The following is a 24,927-nucleotide window of genomic DNA, read 5'->3' as shown; positions in this document are numbered from 1 at the left end:
TCATTGCAGCCATCCAAATCAGAACGCCGGCAATACCGCGCCTTTGTACTTCTCGGTAATGAACTGCTTCACTTGCGGGCTGTGCAGCGCAGCCGCCAGTTTCTTCATCGCGTCGCTGTCCTTGTTGTCAGCGCGGGACACGAGGATGTTCACGTACGGCGAGTCGTTGCCTTCGATCACCAGCGCATCCTTGGACGGATCAAGCTTGGCTTCCAGCGCGTAGTTGGTGTTGATCAGCGCCAGATCGACCTGGGTCAGCACGCGCGGAATGGTCGCGGCTTCCAGTTCACGGATCTTCAGGTCTTTCGGATTCTCGGCGATGTCTTTGACGGTCGACAGAATGTTCTTCGAATCCTTGAGCTTGATCACGCCAGCCTTGTCCAGCAGCAACAGCGCACGGCCGCCGTTGGTGGCGTCGTTCGGGATCACCACGTTGGCACCGCCGGGCAGGTCTTTCAGATCCTTGATCTTGCTCGAATAAGCGCCCAGTGGCTCCAGATGCACGCCTGTCACAGCGACCAGATCAGTGCCCTTGGCCTTGTTGAATTCATCAAGATACGGCTGGTGCTGGAAGAAGTTCGCGTCCAGACGCTTTTCCGCGACCTGTACGTTCGGCTGAATGTAGTCGGTGAAGACCTTGACCTTCAGATCCACGCCTTCCTTGGCCAGGGCCGGTTTGACGAACTCGAGGATTTCCGCGTGCGGCACCGGGGTGGCGGCAACGGTCAGGGTCTCGGCGTGGGCCGAAAACGCCGCAACAGCGGCGAAAGCAGCGAAAGCAGCGATCAGTTTTTTCATTCAGCTAACTCCTTGTGAGGGCGCCCGCCAGCGAATGGCCGGCGCCTCTTGATTAAAAAACCGCTTATTTGCGCGAGAAATGCACGACCAGGCGGTCGCCAACCATTTGCAGCACTTGCACCAGAATCAACAGCAGCACCACGGTGACGATCATCACGTCGGTCTGGAAACGCTGGTAGCCGAAACGGATCGCCAGGTCGCCCAGACCACCGGCGCCGACCACACCGGCCATCGCCGTGTAGGACACCAGTGTAATCGCTGTCACCGTAATCGCTGCGAAGATGCCCGGACGGGCTTCCGGCAGCAGGGCGTTCATGATGATCTGCCGCGTGGTCGCGCCCATCGACTGGGTCGCTTCGATGATGCCGCGATCGACTTCGCGCAGCGCGGTTTCCACCAGACGCGCGAAGAACGGCGTAGCACCCACCACCAGCGGCGGAATCGCCCCGGCCACGCCCAGCGAGGTGCCGGTGATCAGCACGGTGAACGGAATCATCACGATCAGCAGAATGATGAATGGCAGCGAACGCAAGATGTTCACCACCAGCGACAGCACGGCGTAGAGGCCACGGTTTTCCAGCAACTGGCGCGGGCTGCAGAGAAACAGCAGCACCCCCAGCGGCAGGCCGAGCAGCACGGTGAACAGCAGCGAACCGCCGAGCATCAGCATGGTGTCGCCAGTCGCCAGCCAGATTTCGTACCAGTCGATATTGGCGAAGAAACTCATCAGGTCAGCCATTAGCGCAACACCTCCATGTGAACGTCAGCGGCGGTGAAGCGGGCAAACGCCGCCTCCATGTCGCCACCGGTGACAGCGAGGGTCAGTTGCCCGTACGGAATGTCTTTGATGCGGTCGATGCGACCGGCAAGGATGCTGTAGTCGACGCCGGTTTCCCGGGCGACGGTGCCGAGCAACGGCGCGTAGGTCGCTTCACCCTGGAAGGTCAGACGCACGATGCGCCCGGGCACGTGGGCGAAATCGTCACGCTGCTCGCTCTCGTCAATCTGCTCGCTTTCCTGGACGAAACGTTTGGTGGTCGGGTGCTGCGGATGCAGGAACACATCGGCCACCGGACCCTGCTCGACGATCACGCCGGCGTCCATCACCGCGACCTGATCGCAGACGCGCCGGATCACGTCCATTTCGTGGGTGATCAGGACAATGGTCAGTTTCAGTTCGCGATTGATTTCCGCCAGCAGTTGCAGGACCGATGCGGTGGTCTGCGGGTCGAGGGCGCTGGTGGCCTCGTCGCACAGCAGAATCTTCGGCTTGGTCGCCAGCGCACGGGCGATGCCGACGCGCTGCTTCTGACCGCCGGACAGTTGCGCCGGGTACTTTTTCGCGTGGTCGGACAAACCGACCCGCGCCAGCAGCTCGGCCACTCGTTGATTGATTTCACTGATCGACAGCTCACCGGCCAGGGTCAGCGGCAGGGCCACGTTGTCGGCGACGGTCTTGGAGGCGAGCAGATTGAAGTGCTGGAAGATCATCCCGACCTGCTGGCGGAAACGGCGCAGTCCGTTGGCGTCCAGTGCGGTGACTTCTTCGCCGTCGACGATGATCTTGCCGCCACTGGAATCTTCCAGGCGATTGATCAGACGCAGCAGGGTACTTTTGCCCGCACCGGAATGGCCAATCAGGCCGAACACCTGGCCGTTCTCGATGGCGAGACTGGTCGGGTGCAGCGCGGGAATATCCTTACCGGCAACGCGGTAAGTCTTGTGGACGTTTTGAAACTCGATCACGTAGCGAACCTTGTGGGGCGCGTTGGAAAAGGATCAGCGGTTAGCCGGGCGCGCATTTTAGCCTGTCCGTATAGAGGTTCTTAGCATTTATTTCGCAATTAACCTTCAATTTGGCAATAACGCGATCAAAGGTCAGATAAACGGAACGGCTGAAACGCTCATCAGTCACTACTTAAGCGACTTGAAACCCCTGGGTGCCGTGCCCGGGAATCACTCAAGGGTCTTCGGAAGGCATCCGGGGCCAAACGAGGAGTTTACGTCTGATGAGCATCAAAAAGCCTGCACCTGATAAAAGCGAAATGGCCGGGACCGATACCCCGGATCGCGCCAACACCAACGCCAAGCTCGACAGCCTGGAAGAATTCCGTTCCGACGCCACCGGTCAGGCGCTACGCACCAATCAGGGCGTGAAGATCGCCGACAACCAGAACACCCTCAAAGCCGGGCCGCGCGGGCCGTCGCTGCTGGAAGATTTCATCATGCGTGAAAAGATCACGCACTTTGACCATGAGCGCATTCCGGAGCGTATCGTCCATGCGCGCGGTACCGGCGCCCACGGTTTCTTTCAGACCTACGAGAACCATGCAGCGCTGACCAAGGCCGGTTTCCTGCAGGATCCGGGTAAGAAAACCCCGGTGTTCGTGCGTTTTTCTACGGTGCAGGGGCCACGGGGTTCCGGCGATACCGTGCGTGACGTGCGCGGCTTTGCGGTGAAATTCTTTACCGACGAGGGTAACTTCGACCTGGTCGGCAACAACATGCCGGTGTTCTTCATTCAGGACGCGATCAAGTTCCCGGACTTCGTCCACGCGGTGAAACCCGAGCCGCACAACGAAATCCCGACCGGCGGCTCGGCTCACGACACGTTCTGGGACTTCGTCTCGCTGGTGCCGGAATCGGCGCACATGGTCATCTGGGCGATGTCCGACCGGGCGATCCCGAAAAGCCTGCGCAGCATGCAGGGCTTTGGCGTACACACCTTCCGCCTGATCAACGCCGAGGGCAAATCACGCTTCGTCAAATTCCACTGGCGCCCTACCGCCGGCACTTGCTCGCTGGTGTGGGACGAGGCGCAGAAGCTCGCCGGTAAGGACACCGACTACCACCGCCGCGACCTGTGGGAAGCGATCGAGATGGGCGATTACCCGGAATGGGAACTGGGCGTGCAGATCGTCGAAGAAGAGAACGAACACGATTTCGACTTCGACATCCTCGACCCGACCAAGATCATTCCAGAAGAAATCGTCCCGATTACGCCGCTGGGCAAAATGACCCTGAACCGCAACCCGGACAACTTCTTCGCCGAAACCGAGCAGGTCGCCTTCTGCCCTGGCCACATTGTGCCGGGTATCGACTTCTCCAATGACCCGTTGCTGCAAGGTCGGCTGTTTTCCTATACCGACACGCAGATCAGCCGACTCGGCGGGCCGAACTTCCATGAGCTGCCGATCAATCGTCCGGTGGCGCCGTTCCACAACGGCCAGCGCGATGCGCAACACCGCACCACCATCGACAAGGGGCGTGCCTCGTACGAGCCGAACTCGATCGACGGCGGTTGGCCAAAAGAAACCCCGCCAGCGGCACAGGACGGTGGTTTCGAGAGCTACCCGGAGCGCATCGATGCGGCGAAGATCCGTCAGCGCAGCGAGTCGTTCAGCGATCACTTCTCCCAGGCCCGCTTGTTCTTCAACAGCATGAGCGACCACGAAAAAGAGCACATCATCGCTGCCTACAGCTTCGAGCTGGGCAAGGTCGAGCGTGAGTTCATCCGTGCCCGTGAAGTGAACGAGATCCTCGCCAATATCGACCTGACCCTGGCCAAACGTGTGGCTGAAAACCTTGGTTTGCCGGCACCCGCCAAAGGCACGGTCGAAGTGCGCAAGACCTCGCTGGAGCAATCGCCAGCGCTGAGCCAGGCCAACCTGCTGCCAGGCAACATCAAGACGCGCAAAGTGGCGATTCTCGCGGCCAACGGCGTTGATGCTGCAGCCATCGATGCGATGAAGAAAGCACTTGAAGCCGAAGGCGCCCACGCGAAACTGCTCGGCCCGACCTCGGCGCCAGTGAAGACCGCTGACGGCAAGGCATTGCCGGTGGATGCGTCGATGGAAGGCATGCCTTCAATTGCGTTCGATGCGGTGTTCGTACCGGGTGGCGCGGCGTCGATTACCGCGTTGAGCGGTGACGGCGTGGCGTTGCACTACCTGCTCGAAGCCTACAAGCACCTGAAGGCGGTCGCGCTGCACGGCGAGGCCAAGCAATTGCAGGACTTGCTGAAGCTGGATGCGGATGCTGGGCTGCTGCAGGGCGCGGATGTAGGGGCGTTGACCAAACCGTTCTTCGCCGCGATCGGCGAGCATCGGGTCTGGGCGCGGGAGCCTAAGGCCAAGGCTATTCCGGCTTAAGATCTTTATTGGTTGAGAGGACGCTTTCGCGAGCAGGCTCGCTCCCACAGGTACGCTGTTGCACCTGTGGGAGCGAGCCTGCTCGCGAAGCTTTTTATGGCTTGCGCGGACTTAAAACCATCTGCGCCGGAACCGTGCGCAAGATCTGCTTCTCGATCTGCAAATCAAAATCAGGATCGAGCTTCTTTACTCGCTTGCTCAGCAACGTCGCCAGCCACGGATAATCCGCGGTGCGCGGCGCCTGGATGCTGACGGCGCATTCGTAATTCACCACATCGGCGGCGATAGCATCGAGTTGTCGTTGCAGCTTGTGAATATCGCCGATGTTCAACGCAACAGTGGTGCTCTCGGCGGTCGGGTCGATGACCTTGGCTTTCGGCCTGGCTTCGGCAGCCAGCAACGCGGCCTCGGCCTTTTCCAGCTCGGCCTTGCGCGCTTCGGTGATCGCGCCGTTGACGCCGCCGGTCAGCGCTGGCGCCTTGGGCATCAGAGCACGGGCGCGGCTGAGCGCGGTGGCGGCAGCGTTGACATCGCCCTTTTGCAGAACGATCTGGCTGCGGCGCAGGTACGCCTCGGCCAGCTGCCGCTGGTACTGCTCAAGGGACTGATCGTTGGGGGTCGCGGCCTGCAACGCGGCCAACTGGTCTTCGGCGGTGGCCAGTTCGCTGCTGGCCAGGCTTTGCTCCAGCTGTGCGATGGCCGTAGCCCGCGCATCGGGGACTTCAGCCACCGGCGGCGTGCTTTGGCAGGCGCCCAGCAGCACTGAAAATGCGACAAGGAGCAGATAACGGGAGGCGAACGGCTTCATTCCTGCGACTCTCTAATTGCGCAAAAAGCGGCCAAGTCTACACCCCACGACGGGGCAGAACAAAACTCAACAGAAACAGCGCGGCTGCCGTCACAACGATAGACGGCCCCGCCGGAGTGTCCTTGAACCACGACAACGCCAGCCCGCCGCACACCGCGAGCATGCCCAGCAGGCTCGCGCCCAAGGCCATCTGCTCCGGCGAACGGGCGTGACGCTGTGCCGCAGCCGCCGGGATGATCAGTAGCGATGTAATCAGCAACACCCCGACGATTTTCATCGCCACGGCGATCACCACCGCGATCAACAGCATCAGCGCCAAGCGCAAACCCGCAACCGGCAAGCCTTCGACCCGCGCCAGTTCTTCGTGCACGGTGACCGCCAGCAGCGGTCGCCACAGCGTCACCAGCAACACCAGCACCGCCGCGGTGCCACCGAGAATCCACGCAAGATCGCTCGGACTGATTGCCAGCAAGTCGCCGAACAGATAGGCCATCAGGTCGATCCGCACTTCATGCATGAAGCTTAGTACCACCAGGCCGAGAGAGAGGGTGCTCGGTGCAAGAATTCCCAACAGGGTGTCGGATGCCAGTGGCTGACGCTGTTGCAGCGTCACCAAGAGCACCGCCAGCAGCAGGCAACCGACCGTCACCGCCACCGTCGGGCTGACGTCCAGCAGAAAGCCCAGCGCCACGCCAAGCAACGCGGCGTGGGACAGGGTATCGCCGAAATAGGCCATGCGCCGCCACACCACAAACGAGCCGAGCGGTCCGGCCACCAGCGCCAGGGCCAGACCTGCAAGCAGGGCATACAAAAGAAAATCAGCCATGCTTGCAGCCGTCTCCATGAACATGAGGTTGCCCGCCGAGCGGACCTTTGACCACCGAACCGTGCAGGTCGTGGGCGTGGTCGTGATGGTGGTGATAGATCGCCAGACTCGGCGCATTCTTGCCGAACAACTCGACAAATGCCGGATCGCCGCTGACCTGCTCGGGATGCCCGGAGCAGCAGACGTGACGATTGAGGCAGACCACCTGATCGGTGGTGCTCATCACCAGATGCAAATCGTGGGACACCATCAGCACGCCGCAACCGTGGCGGTCGCGCAGACGGGTGATCAGGCTGTACAGCTCGGCCTGCCCGGCCACGTCGACGCCCTGCACCGGTTCATCCAGCACCAACAGTTCCGGCTCGCGCAGCAGTGCCCGAGCCAGCAGCACGCGCTGCATTTCGCCGCCGGAAACGCTCTGCACCGGGCTGTCGATCACGTGTTCGGCGCCAACTTCCTTCAACGCGGCCAAGGCACGCGAACGATCGACGCCAGGCACCAGGCGCAGGAAGCGCAGCACTGACAGCGGCAGCGTCGGGTCAACATGCAGTTTCTGCGGCATGTAACCGACGCGCAATTTCGGCTTGCGCCAGACGCTGCCACTGTTCGGCTTCAACAGCCCGAGCACGGCGCGTACCAGCGTGGTCTTGCCGGCGCCATTGGGGCCGATCAGGGTGACGATCTGCCCCGGCTCGACGCTCAGCTCGATGTTGTCCAGCACGGTCTGCCCGGCAAACGTGACGGCGACCTGCTCCAGACGGATCAGCGCGTTGCTCATCAGGCCCCCTGGCAACCGGCGCACAGACCAACCACTTCGACCGTCTGCGCTTCGACGATGAAACCCACGTCCTTGGCGCTGCTAACGATCGCGTCGCTGATCACTTTTTGCTCAAGTTCGATGGCGGCGTGGCACTCGCGGCAGATCAGGAACTGGCCCTGATGCGCGTGTTCAGGATGCACGCAGCCAACGAAGGCGTTGAGCGACGAGATGCGATGGACCAGGCCGTTTTCGAGCAGGAAATCCAGTGCGCGGTACACGGTAGGCGGCGCTGCGCGGCGGCCGTCCTGCTCGCTGAGCACCGCGAGGATGTCATAGGCACCCAGCGGTTTGTGACTCTGCCAGACCAGTTCCAGCACGCGGCGGCGCAGGGCAGTCAGACGCAAACCTTTCTGCGCGCACAAGGTATCGGCCTCGGACAGAGCGCTGTGCACGCAATGGGAGTGGTCGTGGGGACGGCTGGCAATCGGTGTAATAGGCATGAGCGGCGACGAGATTTGCTGGAGACGTTATTATGTTACCCGTTCTCGCTTCCTTGAGTGGTCATCGTGTCCCGACTTTTTTCTGTTTTTGTGGCTTGTGTTGCCAGTTTTCTGCTGATCGGTACGGCCCAGGCCGAGGTCAAAGTGCTCACCAGTATCAAACCGTTGCAGCTGATTGCCGCTGCCGTGCAGGACGGCGTGGCGATTCCCGAGGTGCTGCTGCCGCCGGGTGCCTCCCCACACAATTACGCCCTGCGCCCGTCCGACGTACGGAAGGTGCAGTCAGTCGATCTGCTCTACTGGATCGGCCCGGACATGGAAGGTTTCCTGCCGCGCGTACTCGGCGGTCGCAGCCTGCCGAGCGTCGCCGTGCAGGATCTGCCGGGGCTCAAGCTGCGGCATTTCGGCGCGGACAACCATTCCCACGCCGAAGAGGCCGATGAGCATGATCACGATCATCGCCCCGGCTCGCTGGATGCACATTTGTGGCTGTCACCGGTCAATGCGCGGGTGATCGCCGACAAAATGGCCGCCGACCTCAGCGCCGCCGACCCGGCCAATGCCCAGCGCTATCAGAGCAATGCCAAAGCCTTCGATGAACGTCTGGATGCGCTGGATCAGCGCTTGAAGACGCGTATGGCCAATGTCGAAGGCAAGCCGTACTTCGTCTTTCACGAGGCCTTTGATTATTTCGAAGACGCTTACGGCCTGAAGCACGCGGGCGTGTTCGCGGTGGCCGCCGAAGTACAGCCCGGCGCCCAGCATGTCGCGGCGATGCGCAAGCGTTTGCAGGAAGTAGGCAAGACCTGTGTGTTCAGCGAACCGCCGTTGCGTCCGCGCCTGGCGGAAACCCTGGTGGCCGGTTTGCCGGTGAAACTCGCCGAGCTGGATGCGTTGGGCGGGTACACACCGGCGACGGCTCAGGGCTATGAGCAGGTGCTGGAAAAGTTGGGCAATGATTTGGCGGAATGCCTGGAATCTCTGTAACCCCATAGAAAAAGATCGCAGCCTTCGGCAGCTCCTACAGGGTGTACATCAATCCCTTGTAGGAGCTGCCGAAGGCTGCGATCTTTTGATCTTAAAGGGCGAAAGGCAACGGTGTGTGCACCTGCTGCCGCTGCGCCAGGCGCTGCTCGAATTCCTGCGGATCGTGAATCAACACATCCTGCCCGGCGAACTGCTCGGCGGCGATCAGGCGTGACAGCCAGAACCGCACACAAGCCACACGCAACATCGTTGGCCAGAGCTCAGCCTCCGCCGCCGTGAACGGGCGCAGCGCCGCGTAGGCACCGAGGAATGCCCGGGCGCGCGGGCCATCGATCACGCCCTCCTCGTCCGAACACCAGTCATTCAACGCGATCGCCACGTCGTACAGCATCGGCCCCGAGCAGGCGTTGTAGAAGTCGATCAACCCGGTCAGATGGGTGCCTTCGAACATGGCGTTGTCGCGGAACAGATCGGCGTGAATATTGGCGCGAGGTAGCGCAAGAATCTTCTCTTTGCGCTCGGTGATCTCATCCAGCGCCTTTTGCAGCAAGGCACGCGGCTCATCGCTCAGGTGCGAGAGAAATTCAGTGCCCTCCTCCAGCATCCAGTCCAGGCCGCGATCGGTTTTGCGCTTGATCATGCGCTCGCCCTGAGTCGCCAGATGCAGATGTGCCTGCAACTCACCGACCTGGGCGCAATGCTGGGCGTTGGCGACCTTGATGTGCTTGCCCGACAGACGCGGTTGCAGCAACGCCGGCTTGCCTTTGAGTTCACGCAGTGCCACGCCGTCAGTGGTGCGCAGGGCGTAAGGCACCGGCAGTTCGGCTTCGTGCAGCACGTCGAGCAGGTCGATGAAGAACGGCATCTCCTGCACCGGGCCGCGTTCGACCAGGGTCAGGACAAACTCGCCCTGCTCCAGACTGATGAAGAAATTGGTGTTTTCGCTGCCGGCGGCGATCCCCTGGAAATCAAGCAGGCGGCCGAGCCCGTAAGGGGCGAGAAAGGTTTCCAGCTCGGGCCGAGCCAGGGGAGTGAACACAGACATGTCTTGACTGCCAGTACGGGCGCCGCAACGGCGGCGCCACAAGTGAATTAAAAACCTACTTCCATTCGAAGATCTTCCATGACGGGATCAGCATATCCGGCTGGTCCGAGCGGATGAAGTTGGCATCCGTTCCGTCGGCGCGCACCAGAAAGTACGGCGGCGCGCCCTTCGGCGTGACCTTGATCGCATACAGGAAACCGTTCTGACGGTACTCCTGAATAGTCTTGTCGCCCTCCGTGCGGATGGTGACCTCGGGGTCGCCGCCCGGCGCATCATCCGCCGCAATCGCGGCCAGTGGTGAGACAGCGATCAACCCGACCAGCAGCAAGCGATTTAACGTACGCATGATAACCTTGTCCCTTTGTCGTCAACGGTCCCGCTATTCTAGCGCCGGACCCGCCGAAAAGGTTGATCCTGCTCATGAGCCAAGCCCCCCTCGTCCTGGTGGACGGTTCGTCTTACCTGTACCGCGCCTTTCATGCACTGCCACCACTGACCACGTCCAAAGGCCTGCCGACCGGTGCGGTCAAAGGCGTGCTGAACATGCTCAAGAGTCTGCGCAAGCAGTACCCGGACAGCCCCTTCGCCGTGGTGTTCGACGCCAAGGGCGGAACATTTCGTGACGAGATGTACGCCGAATACAAGGCCAACCGGCCGAGCATGCCCGATGACATGCGCGTGCAGATCGAGCCGCTGCACCAGAGCGTGATCGCCCTCGGCTTCCCGCTGCTGTGCGTCGACGGCGTCGAGGCCGACGATGTGATCGGCACCCTCGCCCGCAGCAGCGCGGCGGCGGATCGCCCGGTGATCATTTCCACCGGTGACAAGGACATGGCGCAACTGGTCGACGGCCACATTACCTTGGTCAACACCATGTCCGGTAGCTCGATGGATGTGGAAGGCGTGAAGGAGAAATTTGGCGTCGCACCGGAGCAGATCATCGATTATCTGGCGCTGATGGGCGATTCCTCCGACAACATTCCGGGCGTGCCGGGCATCGGCCCGAAGACGGCGTCCGGCCTGTTGGTCGGCGTAAACGGCGGTCTGACCGAGCTGTACGCCAACCTCGACATCGTGCCGACCCTGCCGATCCGTGGCGCAAAAACCCTGCCGGCCAAGCTCGAAGAGCACAAGGAAATGGCGTTCCTGTCCTATCAACTGGCGACCATCAAGGTCGACGTGCCGCTGGATATCGGCCTCGATGATCTGCAGATGGGCCAGGAAGACCCGGCCAAACTCTACGAGCTGTACACCCTGCTGGAATTCAAGAGCTGGCTCAATGATCTGGATCGCGATGCCAAGCGTCTGGAACTGAGCGCGGCGGCCGAACCTGCGCTCGCCCATGATCTTTTCAGCGCCCCGCAAGCCGAGGCACCTGCTGCCCCTGCCGAAGCCGCCTACGAAACCATCCTCGATCAGGCTCGCTTCGACGTCTGGCTGGAAAAACTGCGCAACGCCAAGCTGATCGCCTTCGACACCGAGACCACCGGCATCGACGCGCAGCGAGCGCAACTGGTCGGTCTGTCGTTCGCCGTACAGGCCAACGAAGCTGCGTACATCCCGCTGACCCACTCCTACATCGGCGTGCCGGAGCAGCTGGATCGCGACACCGTGCTGCGCGCACTCAAGCCGATTCTGGAAGACCCGAGCAAACTCAAGGTTGGCCAGCACGCCAAGTTCGACATGAACATTCTGGCCAACTGCGCCATTGGCGGCGATCAGAGTGAAGGCATCAGCGTGCGCGGCATCGCCTTCGACACCATGCTCGAGTCCTACGTACTCAATTCCACCGCGACCCGTCACGACATGGACAGCCTCGCGCAGAAGTATCTCGACCACACCACGGTGAGCTTCCAGGACATCGCCGGCAAAGGTGCCAAGCAACTGACCTTCGACCAGATCGCCCTGGAACAGGCCGGGCCGTACGCCGCCGAAGACGCCGACATCACTCTGCGCCTGCACCAGATCCTGTTCGACAAGCTCAGCGCGATTCCGAGCCTGGCCAGCGTCTTGACCGACATCGAAATCCCACTGGTACCGGTACTGGCGCGCATCGAACGCCAGGGTGCGTTCGTCGATGCCGAACTGCTCGGCATTCAGAGCATTGAGCTGGGCAACAAAATGGTCGCGCTGGAGCGTGAAGCCTTTGAAATTGCCGGGGAGGAATTCAACCTCGGCTCGCCGAAGCAGCTGGGCGTGATTCTCTATGAAAAGCTTGGTCTGCCGGTGCTGAAGAAAACCGCCAAAGGCCAGCCGTCCACCGCTGAGGAAGTGCTGGCGAAACTCGCCGAAGACGATCACCGCTTGCCGAAGGTGCTGATGGAGCACCGCTCGATGAGCAAGCTGAAAAGCACCTACACCGATCGCCTGCCCGAGCAGATCAACCCGCGCACCGGGCGCATCCACACCTCGTATCATCAGGCCGTGGCTTCGACCGGGCGCCTGTCTTCCAGTGATCCGAACCTGCAGAACATTCCGGTGCGCACCGCCGAAGGCCGACGCATTCGTCAGGCGTTCGTCGCACCGAAGGGTTACAAACTGCTGGCGGCGGACTATTCGCAGATCGAACTGCGGATCATGGCCCACCTGTCCCGCGACGAAGGCCTGATGAACGCCTTTCGCAACAATCTCGACGTGCACACTGCAACCGCTGCCGAAGTATTCAAGGTCGAGCTTGATCAAGTGACCTCGGACCAGCGCCGCAGCGCCAAGGCGATCAACTTCGGTCTGATCTACGGCATGGGCGCGCAGAAGCTCGGCAAGGACATCGGCGTCGACACCAAGACCGCCAAGGCTTACATCGACACCTACTTCGCCCGTTATCCAGGCGTGCGCGAATACATGGAGCGTACCCGCGCGCAAGCGGCGGATCAGGGTTACGTCGAAACTTTCTTCGGTCGTCGCCTGTACTTGCCGGAGATCAACTCGAACAAGCCGCAGGAACGCGCCGCTGCAGAACGCACAGCGATCAACGCGCCGATGCAGGGCACGGCAGCGGACATCATCAAGAAAGCGATGGTGGCTGTGGATAACTGGCTGGCCACGTCGGGGCTGGATGCCCGGGTCATCCTGCAAGTGCACGACGAACTGGTGCTGGAGGTTCGCGAGGATCTGGTCGAGCAGGTCAGTGCCGAAATTCGTACGCACATGAGCGAAGCGGCGAAACTGGATGTGCCGCTGCTGGTGGAAGTTGGCGTGGGCAACAACTGGGATGAGGCGCACTGAGTTTGTAAAGGTGCCGCGACGCGACGTCGCGGCAAGTCCCGTAAACCGGCTTAGAACGATAAATGCTTGAGGCTATTCCAAAGCTTTTTGAAAAAAATCTGAACTAATCTGTCGACCGAACACTCAGAGGTACTGAATGGCTGGTGAAGCCCTTCGATGCTCCTATGTTGTGTTAAGTGTTGGCAGATATCTGAACCCCGCCCTAGCGGTTCGGAACTTAAACCCCGGAACTTCTCCCTCCCCAATGAAGTCCGGGGCTTTTTTTGCCCCAAAACTGGCTGTGATGCCGTCATGCTGCGTTAAAAGCACCGCTAAAAATGCTCATTTAGGTACCCTAAACTCCGCTTTTTAGCGGTGCTTTCGCCTTGCCTGACAGCACCACAGTCAGTTTTGAAATTGTCTTACTCGGCTGCCGCCTCGGTGTTTTTGTCTGCCAGTTCCATCCAGTCGGCCAATACGGTGTAGGCCTCTTCCAGGCCCATGCGTTTTGGTGCGGAGAACAGTTGGATGGTGATCGAGTCGCCCCAGCCTTTGCGGATTTCCGACTGTACTTTCAGCAGGGTGTTCTTGGCTGCGCCGTAGGTGAGTTTGTCGGCTTTGGTCAGCAGGATGTGCATCGGCATGCCAGCGGCGACGGCCCAGTCGAGCATCAGCAGGTCGAAGTCGGTCATCGGATGGCGGATGTCCATCATCAGAATCAGACCTTTCAGACTCTCCCGACCGCCGAGGTAAGCCTCAAGGTGGCGCTGCCAGTGTTGCTTGAGCGGGATCGGTACTTTTGCATAACCGTAGCCCGGCAGGTCGACCAGACGGCGATCATCGTCTAGCTTGAAGAAGTTCAACAGCTGTGTGCGACCCGGAGTTTTCGAGGTGCGCGCCAGGCTGGCGTGGGTCAGGGTGTTCAGCGCGCTGGATTTGCCAGCGTTGGAACGACCGGCAAACGCCACTTCGAAGCCTTCGTCGTCTGGGCATTGATCGACTTTGGCGGCACTGAGCATGAACGTGGACTGTTGGCACAGGCCGAGGATGGGATTCTTGAGTTGCATGGGATTTCCGATGTGGGCGGCGCCGGGATTGGGCGCGGAACGCGGTGTCGCTTCCGTTTCAGTGACGCCAGTATATAATGCCGCAGATTTTGTGTGTGCTTTGTCCCAGCGAAGGATGAAGTTCACGAGAGCGACAGACTTTGATTGCGCATTAGAACGCAGAACGCTCTCAACCCTGAAAAGGTCGTTTTATGACGAAATGGCTGCTGGCTGCCGGAGTCTTGATGCCGCTTTACAGCGCACAGGCTACACAGGATCCGGAAGCCGTGTACAACCGTGTTTGTGGTGCCTGTCATTCCGGCCAACTACCCATGGCGCCCGCAAGAGGCGATCAGGAAGCTTGGACGCCGAGGTTGGCGAAAGGTATGGGGACGCTGGTGCAACACGTGACCCAGGGTTTCAAGGCGATGCCGCCGCGTGGTTTGTGCATGGACTGCAGTGCCGAGGATTACCAGGCCATCATCCTGTGGATGAGCGAGAGTAAGCCCGGTCCATAACTTAACCCTTAGCCGTAGTTGGATTAGCTGATGAACAAATTGATCGTGAGTCTGCTGTTGACCGTGGGAATTTCAGGTATCGCCCATGCTGCCGGCGATGCCGCAGCAGGCCAGGCCAAAGCTGCCGTTTGCGGGGCCTGCCATGGCCCGGACGGCAACAGCATGGCGCCAAACTTTCCGAAACTGGCAGGTCAGGGTGAACGCTACCTCGACAAGCAATTGCACGACATCAAGTCGGGCAAGCGCGTGGTGCTGGAAATGACCGGGCTGCTGACCAACCTGAATGATCAGGATCTGGCCGACATCGCTGCGTACTTCGCCAGTCAGAAAGGCAGTGTCGGCGCCGCCGATCCGAAGATCGTCGCTCGCGGTGAAGCGCTGTTCCGTGGCGGCAACCTGGAAAAAGGCCTGCCAGCCTGCACCGGCTGCCATTCGCCGAACGGCGCCGGCAATGCTGCAGCAGGCTTCCCGCACCTGGGTGGCCAGCATGCGCAATACATCGCCAAGCAACTGACCGATTTCCGCAAGGAAGAAGGCGGTCGCGCCAACGACGGCGACGCAATGACCATGCGCACCATCGCACGCAAGCTGAGCGACGAAGACATCGCTGCGGTTTCCAGCTACATCCAGGGCTTGCACTGAGACCCTGATTCGAGGGTTGCACGAGGCGCGTAACGCCTGCCACGTTAACGCTCGATTAATCCTTCGCAGCAAGTATAAAAAGGGTGGCTTTGGCCGCTCTTTTTTGTGGCCGCTGCCGTTACACTACAGCACTCATGCCCGCCAGGATCTGTGTCGAAACAGGTCGAGCGAGGCGACCCAAATTGTTCAGGAGTAAAGCATGCGTAATCTGATCATCAGCGCCGCCCTCGTCGCTGCCAGCCTGTTCGGCGTCACCGCCCAGGCCGCTGAAGCCCCTGCCGCCCCTTATGTCGAACTGGCCAATCCGGTGCCGGTTGCAAAGCCTGGCAAGATCGAAGTGGTCGAGCTGTTCTGGTACGGCTGCCCGCATTGCTACGCTTTTGAGCCAGTGATCAATCCATGGGTTGAAAAACTGCCGTCCGACGTCAACTTCGTGCGCATTCCCGCCATGTTCGGCGGCCCATGGGACGCTCACGGCCAGATGTTCCTGACCCTCGAAGCCATGGGTGTCGAGCACCAGGTACACAACGCCGTGTTCAACGCGATCCAGAAAGAACACAAGAAGCTCACCGACAAGAACGACATGGCTGACTTCCTCGCCACTCAAGGCGTGGACAAGGACAAGTTCCTCGCCACTTTCGACTCGTTCGCTATCAAAGGCCAGATCGTCAAGGCCCGTGAGCTGGCGAAGAAGTACGAAATTACTGGCGTGCCAACCATGATCGTCAATGGTAAATACCGCTTCGACATCGGCTCTGCCGGTGGTGCCGAGCAAGCATTGAAGCTGGCTGACGATCTGGTCGCCAAAGAGCGAGCGGCGAACAAGGCTGCTGCCAACTAAGCGCGGCATTCGCCATGCGCCGCTGGAAGTCCGAACGCATCGTTGGCCTGCATGATCCGCAGGTCAACGAGCATCACCTGGCGTCTACGGGCCTGCCCGCAGACCAGCGTCTGCGCTTGCTCAGTTTCAACATTCAGGTCGGCATCAGCACCGAGCGCTATCGGCATTACCTGACCCGCAGCTGGCAGCATCTGCTGCCGCACACCGGGCGTTCCGGCAATCTGCAGAAGATCGGTGACCTGCTCGGCGACTTCGATCTGGTCGCGCTGCAGGAAGCCGATGGCGGCAGCCTGCGTTCGGGCTACGTCAATCAGGTCGAACATCTGGCCCATCTCGGCGCCTTTCCCTACTGGTATCAACAACTCAATCGCAACCTCGGTCGACTGGCCCAGCACAGCAATGGCGTGCTCAGTCGCCTGAAGCCGTGGGCGATCGAGGATCACCCGCTGCCCGGCCCGAAAGGTCGCGGCGCGATCCTGCTGCGTTTCGGCGAAGGTCCGGAAGCGCTGGTGGTGGTAATGATGCACCTGGCCCTCGGCGCGCGGACGCGCAGCCTGCAACTGGCCTACATTCGTGATTTGATCAGCGGTTACAAGCATCAGGTGCTGATGGGCGACATGAATACCCATGCCAGCGACCTGCTCGAACACTCGCCATTACGCGATCTCGGCCTGCTGGCCCCGCAGGTGGAAGCGACCTTCCCCAGCTGGCGCCCACAGCGTTGCCTTGATCATATTCTGCTCAGCCCGACCCTGACCCTGGAAAAGGTCGAGGTACTGGCCCAGCCCATTTCCGATCACCTGCCGGTCGCGGTGGAAATTCGTCTGCCGGGTTCGCTCACGGCCGACGCATTGCCCGCGTTGAGCCCTGCCCCTCGCGGAACCTGTGAATGAGCGACGACGCCCAGCGCTGGAAAGAGAAGTACCTCAAGAGCATCGAACAGCAGGACAAGCTCGAACGCCGCTGGGCCGCGCGACTCGACCTGCTGCGGCGCGGTCTGGTGCGCAGCACGCTGGCGGCCGAGGGCACCGACAAGGCCGTCGATCAGTGCATGAAAGAAATGCGCGAAGTGGTGCGCACCGATGACATGGACGCCGGCCTCGCCGCCCTGCTGCCGCGTCTGGAAAAAGCCGTGCTCGACTCCGAGCAGCGCCGTGAGACCCGCATTGATCAGGTCAGCACCGCGCTGACCGCGCTGGTCACCCAGTTGCAGGCTTTGCCATTGCCGCGCGAAGTCGCGCAACCGCTGAAGAAATTCGCCAAACAACTGGACAGCCGCGTCGGTCAGGCGCGGGAAATGCCACTGCTGCTGAGCGAGCTCAGTGGCTTGCAGGGCAAGGCCTTGAGTCAGTTGGAGACGCCTGCCGAGCCGGGTCGGCCGGGGTTGTTGCAGCGTTTGTTTGGTAGTCGCGACAGTGAAGAAACCGTTGCACCGGCGGCCGACATACCAGCAACACCAGTGCCGCAGCTGGTCGAAGCTCAGCAGCCTGAACCGGAGCCTGCGCAATCGGCACCGGTGGCCAACGCGGAGCCAGCGATCGCAGCGCCCGCGACCATCATCGAAACGCCCGCCCAGACCCCGCCTGATGTGCCGCAAGTCGTTGCGTTCGCTGCGCCTGTGGTCGTCGTTGAAGCCGAGCTAGCGCAAGTTGAACCCGCCGCGGACGCCGAGATGACCGTCGCTGCGCCAGCAACCGAGGCGTTCAACCCCGATGAATTGATCCACCCCGGCGATCCCTCGCCGCTGCTCCTCGACAGCCTGCCCTTGCCCGAGCCAATCGCTCAAGCCTTGGCCGCTATCGACCCGGAGCAGTCGGAACACGACATCCTCTTCGCTCTGCCGGATTCCCCGGAGCCGTCCTACAGCTCCGTGGCCAGACACATCGAAGACACGCTGATCGGCCTGCTCGATGACCTGACCCTGCCCGAGCGTCACCGGCCGCAAGCCGAAGCCATGCGCGAACGGCTCAAACACGGGTTGAACTGGTACGAACTGCTGCCGATCCTCGACGATCTTGCAACTTTGATGCTGGCGATTACCGATAGCGGTCAGCACGAATTCGAAGCCTATCTGCAACAGCTCAACGAACGCCTTGAAGCGTTCCAGAGCAACCTGCAAGCGGCCAGCGAAGGGCATGCCGACAACAGCTCGGCGGCGCGGGCCATGGACACGCAGATTCGCGAGCAGGTCGACGGCTTGCAGAGCAGCGTCCAGCAAGCAGCCGACCTCGATGACCTCAAGCATGTGCTGGAGAATCATCTGGAAGGCCTGCTGGGAACGATGGATCAGCACCAGAAGCAGCGCGACGCCCGCGAGCAGGAAGTCGCCGCCAGGTTGAAGAGCCTGTCGGAGCGCGTGGCGCATATGGAGCAGGAAGCCATGGGCTTCCGTGAACACCTTGAAGAGCAGCGGCAGAAAGCCCTGATCGATCCGTTGACCGGCCTGCCTAACCGCGCGGCGTGGAGTGAACGCCTGGAGCATGAAATCCAGCAATGGCAGCAGCACGGCAACACCCTCAGCCTGGCCATGCTCGACCTCGATCACTTCAAGCGGATCAACGACAGCTACGGCCACCTGGCCGGCGACAAAGTCCTGAAGATCATCGCCACAGTGCTGCGCAAGCGCCTGCGCGGCTCGGATTTCATCGCCCGTTTCGGCGGTGAAGAGTTTGTGCTGTTGCTGCCGGCGACGCCGCCAGCGGTTGGCGCAAAACTGCTGGAAACCCTGCGCGCGGCGATCGAAGCCTGCCCGTTTCATTTCAAGGGCGAGCGAGTGACCATTACGATTTCCATGGGACTGGCATCGTTCAGGGTCGGAGAACACAGCGATCTAGTGTTGAAAAGAGCCGATCAGGCGCTGTATCGGGCAAAAAACGCCGGACGCAACCGAGTGGAGCTCGGCTAAGGCAATTGTTCCATTTTGTTTAATTCCGCCCACTGGCGAACGCTGGCCAAACCGGTACGTTACACTGTTGCATTACTGTCTTCTGCGTATTGTCCTCTGCCATGAAATTCTTTGCCCTTGTTGCCTCGCTGTTCGTCCTCGCTGGTTGCGCCAGCGGCCCGCGTTACGACACAAGCCACCCTTCGGCCAATTACGACAGCCGCATCCAGTTTGTCGTGGTGCATTACACCTCGGCGTCGCTGGAGCGTTCGCTGCAATTGCTGACCCATGGCGACGTCAGCAGCCATTACCTGATCGGCGATGACAACAACGCCACAATCTACAAGCTGATGGACGAAGACCAACGGGCCTGGCACGCCGGCGAGAGTCAATGGCAGGGCCGCACCTGGTTGAACTCCAGCTCCATCGGCATCGAAATCGTCAATCCCGGCTACAAGGACACCCCGACCGGGCGCCTGTGGTATCCGTACAGCGAAGCGCAGATCGAATCGTTGATCACCCTGCTCAAGGACATCAGCAAGCGCAACGGCATCAGCCCGCGGCACATCATCGGTCACAGCGACATCGCGCCGCTGCGCAAGCTTGATCCGGGGCCACTGTTTCCGTGGAAACGTCTCGCCGCCGAAGGCCTTGGCCTGTGGCCGAACGAGCAAGCGGTGGCGCGTCAGCAGGCGGTGTTCAACACCAATCCGCTGCCGGAGATCGGCTGGTTCCAGGCGCAACTCGCGCGTCTGGGTTACGACACACCGCAGACCGGCGAGCTGGACGTCGCCACGCGCCATGTCCTCGCAGCGTTCCAAATGCATTACCGCCCTGCTCGCTTCGACGGGACGCCGGATGCGCAAACCGCAGCACTTCTTCTGGTCCTCAATCAGACAAAATAATGACGCCCGCCCGACGGTCAGGGCGAAATCGCAATCAGCAGCTATAACTCATGGTAATTCTTCGGAAAATCCTTGATGGCTGCGACCCGAGAGACGCTGCGTAGCTGGTTTTATCGCCCTGTTTTTTTGGCGATGATCGCGGCTGTCCTCAGCGCCAGCCTGTTGATCGCCGGCGGTATGTTCGCGGCGATACGCCAGATGGAAGTGCGCGAGAGCCAGGAAATGAACGCCCAGGGCGAGCGTTTCCTCGCTCGCCTCGAACAATTGTTCGGCCAGTTGCGCGAAAGTCTCGACGATCTTGAAGCCCAGCCCTTGCGTGGCTGCGACGAAGAAATGATCGCGACTCTGCAGCAAGTCACCTTCAACTACCGCTTCGTCTATGAAGCGGCATATATGGACGCTTCGCGATTCTGCTCCAACCGTCCGCGCCAGGAAGGTCTGTCATTGGTGCGCGCGCCGGACATTCAGGGCCCGACCTACAGCTATTGGCTGAACACCACCACCGAACCCGATGAAAACCGCGCGGCACTGATGCTCGGGCGCGGTAACTTTCGTGTCGCTACCTCGCGCGGCCATTTGACCGACATGGTCGATCTGTCGCCCGGCAGCAGCCTGCTGGTGGTACTCGATCACGGCACTCGCGCGATTCCGGTGCTCGGCACCGCACAGACCTGGCCACCGACCGAACCCTGGCCACCGAAGAGCCGTGATGCGCTGCAAGTCACGCAAACGCGGCTGATCTATCGCATGCCCACCGACAACCCGGAATATCAATTGGTGCTGATCACGCCGCGCACGGGCATGCACGTCCCGGCTGTGTGGTGGTGGCTGTTGCCGGTGTGCCTGATCGCCGGCGCCGTTGTCGGCTTTCTGACCTTGCTGCTGGTGCGTCAGCGCCAGTCACTGGATGCCGAGCTGCACGGTGCGATCCGCCGGGGTGAGTTGCAGGTGCTATATCAGCCGATCTTCGACCTCGACAGCCGCCACTGCGTCGGCGCCGAAGCGCTGCTGCGCTGGCGGCGCCCGGACGGCACCCTGACCAGCCCCGACCTGTTCATTCCCATGGCGGAGAACACCGGGCAGATCCGGCAGATGACCGACTTCGTGTTGCAGCGTCTGCTCGAACAACTGGGCCAGTTACTGCGCGCCAATCCGCAGCTGTATATCTCGGTGAACCTCGCGGCCTGCGACGTCATGGTGCCGCGCATCGGCCAGGTCATGGCGCGGCTGCTTGCCCTGCACCGGGTCGCCGCGCGGCAGATAGCCTTCGAAGTCACCGAGCGCGGCCTGATCGATGTGGTGGTGGCGCGGGAAAACCTGCAAGCCTTGCGCGACGTCGGCCATCAGGTGCTGATCGATGATTTCGGCACCGGCTATTGCAGCCTTGCCTATCTGCAGACCTTGCCGGTGGACTGCCTGAAGATCGACAAGGCGTTCATCGATGCGCTGGGCCATGACGCGGCGAGCAGCGGCGTCGCTCCGCACATCATTCACATGGCGCAGGCGCTGGATCTGAAAGTGATTGCCGAAGGCATCGAGCTGGAATCCCAGGCAGCGCTGCTCAGCAGTGAGGGGGTCAAGTTCGGTCAGGGCTGGCTGTTCGCCCACGCCTTGAGCGCCGTGCAATTCATCGAACTGATCACCCGAGGTCGACGCCTGGCCGGGCGGCGTATGGACGACGAGGCTTAAACCGCCAGCGCCATGTAGAACTGGGTGCCCTGCCCAGGCCGCGAGTAGACGCCCATGCGCCCGCCGTGCAACTGGACGATTTCCTTGCACAGCGCCAGGCCGAGCCCGGCGCCGCCCTTCTTGCGCCCGACCTGCACGAACGGCTCGAAAATCCGCCCCTGCTGGCCGTAGGCAATGCCTTCGCCATTGTCTTCGACGCTGATGATCACCCGCTCGCCATGGCGGCGCGCCTGCAGACGGATCTGGCCGTCGCGGGCGGTATGGCGCAAGGCGTTGTCGATCAGGTTGTCGAGGACGCGATCGAGTTGCGCCTGATCAGCCTGCAACCTCGGCAGCGGGCCTTGAATCTCGACGTTCAGCGCAACACCTTTGGCCGCAGCCACGTCGGCAAAGCGCAGTTGCGCCTGCTCCAGCAGGTCCTCAATGGAACATGGCGCCAGGGTGAGTTTCTGTAGACCGTTCTGGTAGCGCGAGAAATTCAGCAAGTCGTTGATCAATTGCATCAGCCGCTGCATTTCTTCGTTGACCGTATCCAGCAGGTCAGCTTCGCGCGATTCCGCCGGGAACTTGGCCCGCTCGCGAAACAGCCCGAAAGCCATGTGCATGCCGGTGACCGGCGTGCGCAGTTCATGGGAAGCGCGCAAGACGAACTCACTGCGTACGCGCTCGAACGCGCGTTGCTCGGTGACGTCGTGCAGCACCATCACCGCGCCGAGTATATGCCCCTGGGTATGACTGACCGGCGTTAGGCTGTAGGTCAGCAGGCGCGATTCGCCATCGACTTCGATGCTCAGATCTTCCGGCGCGCGCTCCAGCGTGCCGCCGCGCAGGACCAATTGCAGTTGCGCATCCAGTTCCGGGCGGCCGAGCGCGGTGCCCAAGCCTTGGCCCAGTCGATCGTCTTCCCAGCCCAACTGGCGCTGAGCAACAGGGTTGAGGTGCTCGAGCTGGCCCTGGCGATCAATCATCAACAAACCGTCGTCGATACTGTCGAGCACCGCTTGCAAGCGCTGCTGGCCGGCCAACAGTTCGTCGACATTCATCGCCTGGTGTTCGCGCAACGCCTCGGCCATCAGGCCGAAGCGCCGCGACAGCAGGTTGACTTCCATGGCCGTGGAAATCGGCAGAGTCACGTCATAGTTGCCCTGGCCGATGTTGTCGGCAGCCTTGGCCAGCGCTTCGATCGGTGCGCCGAAGCGCCGAGCGATGCCCTGCGCCGTGACAAAACCGATGATCAGCACCGCCAGCCCGACCAGGCCAAGCAGCCCGGCTATCAGCAGGGCACGTTCGCGAGCGGCGTGCTGCACCTCATTGATACTGTCCAGCGCGTGCTTGTGCTCAGCAATCAACCCATTACGCAGAATATTGAAGCGCTCGCGGAAATCCGTGCTGGTGCTGGCGTTCTTTGCCGCTTCGGCAGTCACGTCGAATGAGGCGAGGAAGTTCAGGTAGTCGGCCTTGGCCTGGCGGAAACCGTAAGGCTGGCCATCGCCCTCCTGCTGCTGGGCGATGCCTTGGTCGAGCAACTCGAAGTAGTGCTGCTTGGACGCTTCGAACGCGACGGGGTCGGGCTTCTCGGCGAGCATGATGATCAATTGATCACCGAGGGTCTGGCGCAGCTTGAGGCCCAGATCCAGAGTGACAAAGTTGCTGCGCACCAACGCTTCCTGCGACCCGGCCATCTGCATCACGCTGACCAGCCCGAGCAAGAGCCCGAGCAAGGCCACGGTGATCAACGCAGAAATGCTCAGGAACAGGCGCGTGCGCAGCTTGATCGCCAGTTTCATCGCGCAGTGCTCACAGGTTGTACTGCTTGCGTTTGCGATACAGGGTCGAGGCGTCGATGCCGAGGGTTTTCGCCGCTTGATCCAGAGTGCCGGCGGTGGCCAGAACCGCGCCGATGTGCGCTTTCTCCAGCTCGTCCAGGCTCAGTGCCGCGCCGACCCGTGGCGCGTTGTTGGCCGGTTGTTCGGCCATGCCCAGGTGGCTGATTTCCACGCGTTCCTGCGGGCAGATGATGCTGGCCCGCTCGACCACGTTGCGCAGTTCGCGAATGTTGCCCGGCCAGCGATAACCGAGCAGCGCTTCGCGCGCCTCATCGCTAAAGCCGCGCGCCGGACGCGCGTACTCTTTGACGAAACGTGCGAGGAAGCGATCGGCAAGGGTCAGGATGTCTTCGGCGCGCTCGCGCAATGGCGGCAGATGCAGGGTGATGACGTTGAGACGATAGAGCAGGTCTTCGCGGAAACGTCCGTCGCGGACCATGTCTTCGAGGTTGAGGTTGGTGGCGGCGAGGATGCGCACATCGGCGCGGCGAGTGACCGGATCGCCGACCCGCTCGTATTCCTTGTCCTGGATGAAGCGCAGCAATTTTGGTTGCAACGTCAGAGGAAAGTCGCCGATCTCGTCGAGAAACAGCGTGCCGCCATCAGCCTGATTAACACGCCCCAAGGTGCTTTCACTGGCACCGGTAAACGCGCCACGACTATGGCCGAACAGTTCGCTTTCCATCAGCTCGGCAGTCAGCGACGGGCAGTTGATAGTGACGCAGGATTTCTTCTCGCGCTTGCTCCAGCCGTGGATCGCACGGGCCAGTTCACCTTTACCCGTGCCGGACTCGCCAAGGATAAGAATGTTAGCGTCGGTGCTTGCGACCTGACGGGCCGTTTCCAGCACGACTTTCATCGCCGGGCTGTGGGAATCAAGACCGTCTTTCGGTTTGCGGATCTCGCCTTCCAACGCTTCAAGGCGCGCGGAGAGCTGGCGTACTTCCAGCTGCTTGGCGGTGGCCAGGCGCAGTTGATCAGGGCTGCATGGCTTAACCAGATAATCGGCGGCGCCAGCCTGGATGGCATCAACCGCAGTGTCGACCGCCGAATGGGCGGTGACGATCACTACGCGCATCCACGGCGCCTGAATGCGCATCTGCGCGAGGACGTCGAGACCGTTGTCCTCGCCCAGGCGCAAATCAAGGAAGCACAGATCGAAGACCTGACGTTGCAGCAAAGCATCGGCCTGGGCCGCGCTATTGGCGGTGGCTACCGTATAGCCTTCGTCTTCGAGGCAATAACGAAACGTACGCAGGATGGCGGATTCATCGTCCACCAGCAGAATGCGGCCTTGTTGCTCAGTGGCAGATTCCATTTTTCCTACGCTCCATAGTGATTAGTCTTGGGTTAGTCCCGGAAAAATCGGGCAAGTTGCATGGTTGATTCTGAACGATACCAGCCATAGGAGGGTAGCTCTCTACTGCCATAACGGCCAATTCATTGATTTCGTTGAGTTTTAAAATATTCTGCGTTTTGCAGGGCAGATCCTGCGTC

At 61.1% G+C, this 24,927-nt stretch carries 22 protein-coding genes; 10 read left to right on the top strand and 12 right to left on the bottom strand.

Translation table 11 applies throughout. From position 1 onward, the window contains the following. Positions 1–18: 18 nt before the first annotated feature. The 3 genes from AB4N85_RS22160 to AB4N85_RS22150 all read right to left on the bottom strand — a co-directional run bounded on the left by AB4N85_RS22160 (position 19) and on the right by AB4N85_RS22150 (position 2,544). Positions 19–798 (bottom strand): MetQ/NlpA family ABC transporter substrate-binding protein, encoded by a 780-nt coding sequence (locus AB4N85_RS22160; protein WP_460065865.1) that lies wholly within the window; start codon positions 796–798, stop codon positions 19–21. A 64-nt stretch (positions 799–862) separates the two neighbouring features. After that, positions 863–1,537: a methionine ABC transporter permease gene (locus AB4N85_RS22155; RefSeq protein ID WP_016772337.1), complete on the bottom strand. Its 675-nt coding sequence runs from the start codon at positions 1,535–1,537 to the stop codon at positions 863–865. Continuing rightward, entirely contained in the window at positions 1,537–2,544 is a 1,008-nt protein-coding gene (locus tag AB4N85_RS22150) for a methionine ABC transporter ATP-binding protein (RefSeq protein WP_252868544.1), read from the bottom strand. Before AB4N85_RS22150 ends, AB4N85_RS22155 begins: the two co-directional genes overlap by 1 nt. A gap of 263 nt (positions 2,545–2,807) precedes the next feature. Between AB4N85_RS22150 and katE the strand changes: the two genes are divergently transcribed. Continuing rightward, positions 2,808–4,949, top strand: coding sequence for a catalase HPII (gene katE, locus AB4N85_RS22145; protein ID WP_460065860.1), 2,142 nt, complete (start codon positions 2,808–2,810; stop codon positions 4,947–4,949). A 94-nt stretch (positions 4,950–5,043) separates the two neighbouring features. Here the strand turns inward: katE and AB4N85_RS22140 are convergent, their stop codons facing one another. Genes AB4N85_RS22140 through AB4N85_RS22125 form a run of 4 tightly spaced genes read right to left on the bottom strand, consistent with a single transcriptional unit; the run spans position 5,044 to position 7,843 of the window. Beyond that, positions 5,044–5,757, bottom strand: coding sequence for a PA5502 family lipoprotein (locus tag AB4N85_RS22140; RefSeq protein WP_016772339.1), 714 nt, complete (start codon positions 5,755–5,757; stop codon positions 5,044–5,046). 37 nt (positions 5,758–5,794) lie between these two features. Further along, positions 5,795–6,583 (bottom strand): zinc ABC transporter permease subunit ZnuB, encoded by a 789-nt coding sequence (gene znuB / locus AB4N85_RS22135; RefSeq protein WP_016772340.1) that lies wholly within the window; start codon positions 6,581–6,583, stop codon positions 5,795–5,797. Further along, complete coding sequence (gene znuC / locus AB4N85_RS22130) at positions 6,576–7,361, bottom strand: zinc ABC transporter ATP-binding protein ZnuC (RefSeq protein WP_024014991.1); 786 nt, start codon at positions 7,359–7,361, stop codon at positions 6,576–6,578. Before znuC ends, znuB begins: the two co-directional genes overlap by 8 nt. Next, a complete protein-coding gene (locus tag AB4N85_RS22125; protein ID WP_150743227.1) occupies positions 7,361–7,843 on the bottom strand; it encodes a Fur family transcriptional regulator in 483 nt (160 codons plus the stop codon). Before AB4N85_RS22125 ends, znuC begins: the two co-directional genes overlap by 1 nt. Positions 7,844–7,909: 66 nt before the next feature. Between AB4N85_RS22125 and AB4N85_RS22120 the strand changes: the two genes are divergently transcribed. Further along, the gene (locus AB4N85_RS22120) at positions 7,910–8,830 is read left to right on the top strand and encodes a zinc ABC transporter substrate-binding protein (RefSeq protein ID WP_252868543.1); all 921 of its coding nucleotides are present in this window, start codon (positions 7,910–7,912) and stop codon (positions 8,828–8,830) included. Between the two features lie 91 nt (positions 8,831–8,921). On the opposite strand, the gene AB4N85_RS22115 is transcribed toward AB4N85_RS22120, so the two are convergent. Together AB4N85_RS22115 and AB4N85_RS22110 are read right to left on the bottom strand one after the other, a co-directional pair. Continuing rightward, positions 8,922–9,875: a homoserine kinase gene (locus AB4N85_RS22115; protein WP_252868542.1), complete on the bottom strand. Its 954-nt coding sequence runs from the start codon at positions 9,873–9,875 to the stop codon at positions 8,922–8,924. Positions 9,876–9,930: 55 nt separating this feature from the next. Beyond that, the gene (locus AB4N85_RS22110) at positions 9,931–10,221 is read right to left on the bottom strand and encodes a DUF2782 domain-containing protein (RefSeq protein ID WP_041476480.1); all 291 of its coding nucleotides are present in this window, start codon (positions 10,219–10,221) and stop codon (positions 9,931–9,933) included. 74 nt (positions 10,222–10,295) lie between these two features. Here AB4N85_RS22110 and polA point away from each other — a divergent pair, with 74 nt between their 5' ends. Then, positions 10,296–13,100, top strand: a complete 2,805-nt coding sequence (polA, locus tag AB4N85_RS22105) for a DNA polymerase I (protein ID WP_056791224.1) — start codon at positions 10,296–10,298, stop codon at positions 13,098–13,100. Between the two features lie 401 nt (positions 13,101–13,501). On the opposite strand, the gene yihA is transcribed toward polA, so the two are convergent. Then, positions 13,502–14,146 (bottom strand): ribosome biogenesis GTP-binding protein YihA/YsxC, encoded by a 645-nt coding sequence (gene yihA, locus AB4N85_RS22100; protein ID WP_056791221.1) that lies wholly within the window; start codon positions 14,144–14,146, stop codon positions 13,502–13,504. 191 nt (positions 14,147–14,337) lie between these two features. Between yihA and AB4N85_RS22095 the strand changes: the two genes are divergently transcribed. The 7 genes from AB4N85_RS22095 (at position 14,338) to AB4N85_RS22065 (ending at position 21,604) form a co-directional block, all read left to right on the top strand. Next, the gene (locus AB4N85_RS22095) at positions 14,338–14,643 is read left to right on the top strand and encodes a c-type cytochrome (protein ID WP_016772347.1); all 306 of its coding nucleotides are present in this window, start codon (positions 14,338–14,340) and stop codon (positions 14,641–14,643) included. Between the two features lie 30 nt (positions 14,644–14,673). Then, entirely contained in the window at positions 14,674–15,285 is a 612-nt protein-coding gene (locus AB4N85_RS22090) for a c-type cytochrome (protein ID WP_041476483.1), read from the top strand. A 199-nt stretch (positions 15,286–15,484) separates the two neighbouring features. Next, positions 15,485–16,126: a thiol:disulfide interchange protein DsbA/DsbL gene (locus AB4N85_RS22085; RefSeq protein ID WP_016772349.1), complete on the top strand. Its 642-nt coding sequence runs from the start codon at positions 15,485–15,487 to the stop codon at positions 16,124–16,126. 14 nt (positions 16,127–16,140) lie between these two features. Next, positions 16,141–17,019, top strand: coding sequence for an endonuclease/exonuclease/phosphatase family protein (locus AB4N85_RS22080; protein WP_024014985.1), 879 nt, complete (start codon positions 16,141–16,143; stop codon positions 17,017–17,019). Further along, the gene (locus AB4N85_RS22075; protein ID WP_252868541.1) at positions 17,016–19,031 is read left to right on the top strand and encodes a GGDEF domain-containing protein; all 2,016 of its coding nucleotides are present in this window, start codon (positions 17,016–17,018) and stop codon (positions 19,029–19,031) included. Before AB4N85_RS22080 ends, AB4N85_RS22075 begins: the two co-directional genes overlap by 4 nt. 101 nt (positions 19,032–19,132) lie before the next feature. Continuing rightward, positions 19,133–19,915 carry an N-acetylmuramoyl-L-alanine amidase gene (locus AB4N85_RS22070; RefSeq protein WP_252868540.1) on the top strand — a complete coding sequence of 261 codons (783 nt, stop codon included), beginning with the start codon at positions 19,133–19,135 and terminating at the stop codon, positions 19,913–19,915. 75 nt (positions 19,916–19,990) lie between these two features. Further along, entirely contained in the window at positions 19,991–21,604 is a 1,614-nt protein-coding gene (locus tag AB4N85_RS22065; RefSeq protein WP_252868539.1) for an EAL domain-containing protein, read from the top strand. Here the strand turns inward: AB4N85_RS22065 and AB4N85_RS22060 are convergent. Both AB4N85_RS22060 and algB read right to left on the bottom strand, forming a co-directional pair. Further along, a complete protein-coding gene (locus tag AB4N85_RS22060; protein ID WP_252868538.1) occupies positions 21,601–23,391 on the bottom strand; it encodes an ATP-binding protein in 1,791 nt (596 codons plus the stop codon). The two genes, AB4N85_RS22065 and AB4N85_RS22060, sit on opposite strands and share 4 nt — an antisense overlap. Positions 23,392–23,401: 10 nt before the next feature. Beyond that, the gene (gene algB / locus AB4N85_RS22055; protein WP_024014980.1) at positions 23,402–24,748 is read right to left on the bottom strand and encodes a sigma-54-dependent response regulator transcription factor AlgB; all 1,347 of its coding nucleotides are present in this window, start codon (positions 24,746–24,748) and stop codon (positions 23,402–23,404) included. Between the last annotated feature and the right edge of the window lie 179 nt (positions 24,749–24,927).

This window comes from Pseudomonas sp. H1_G08, from assembly GCF_054681355.1.
This window is presented reverse-complemented; position numbering and strand designations above follow the sequence as displayed.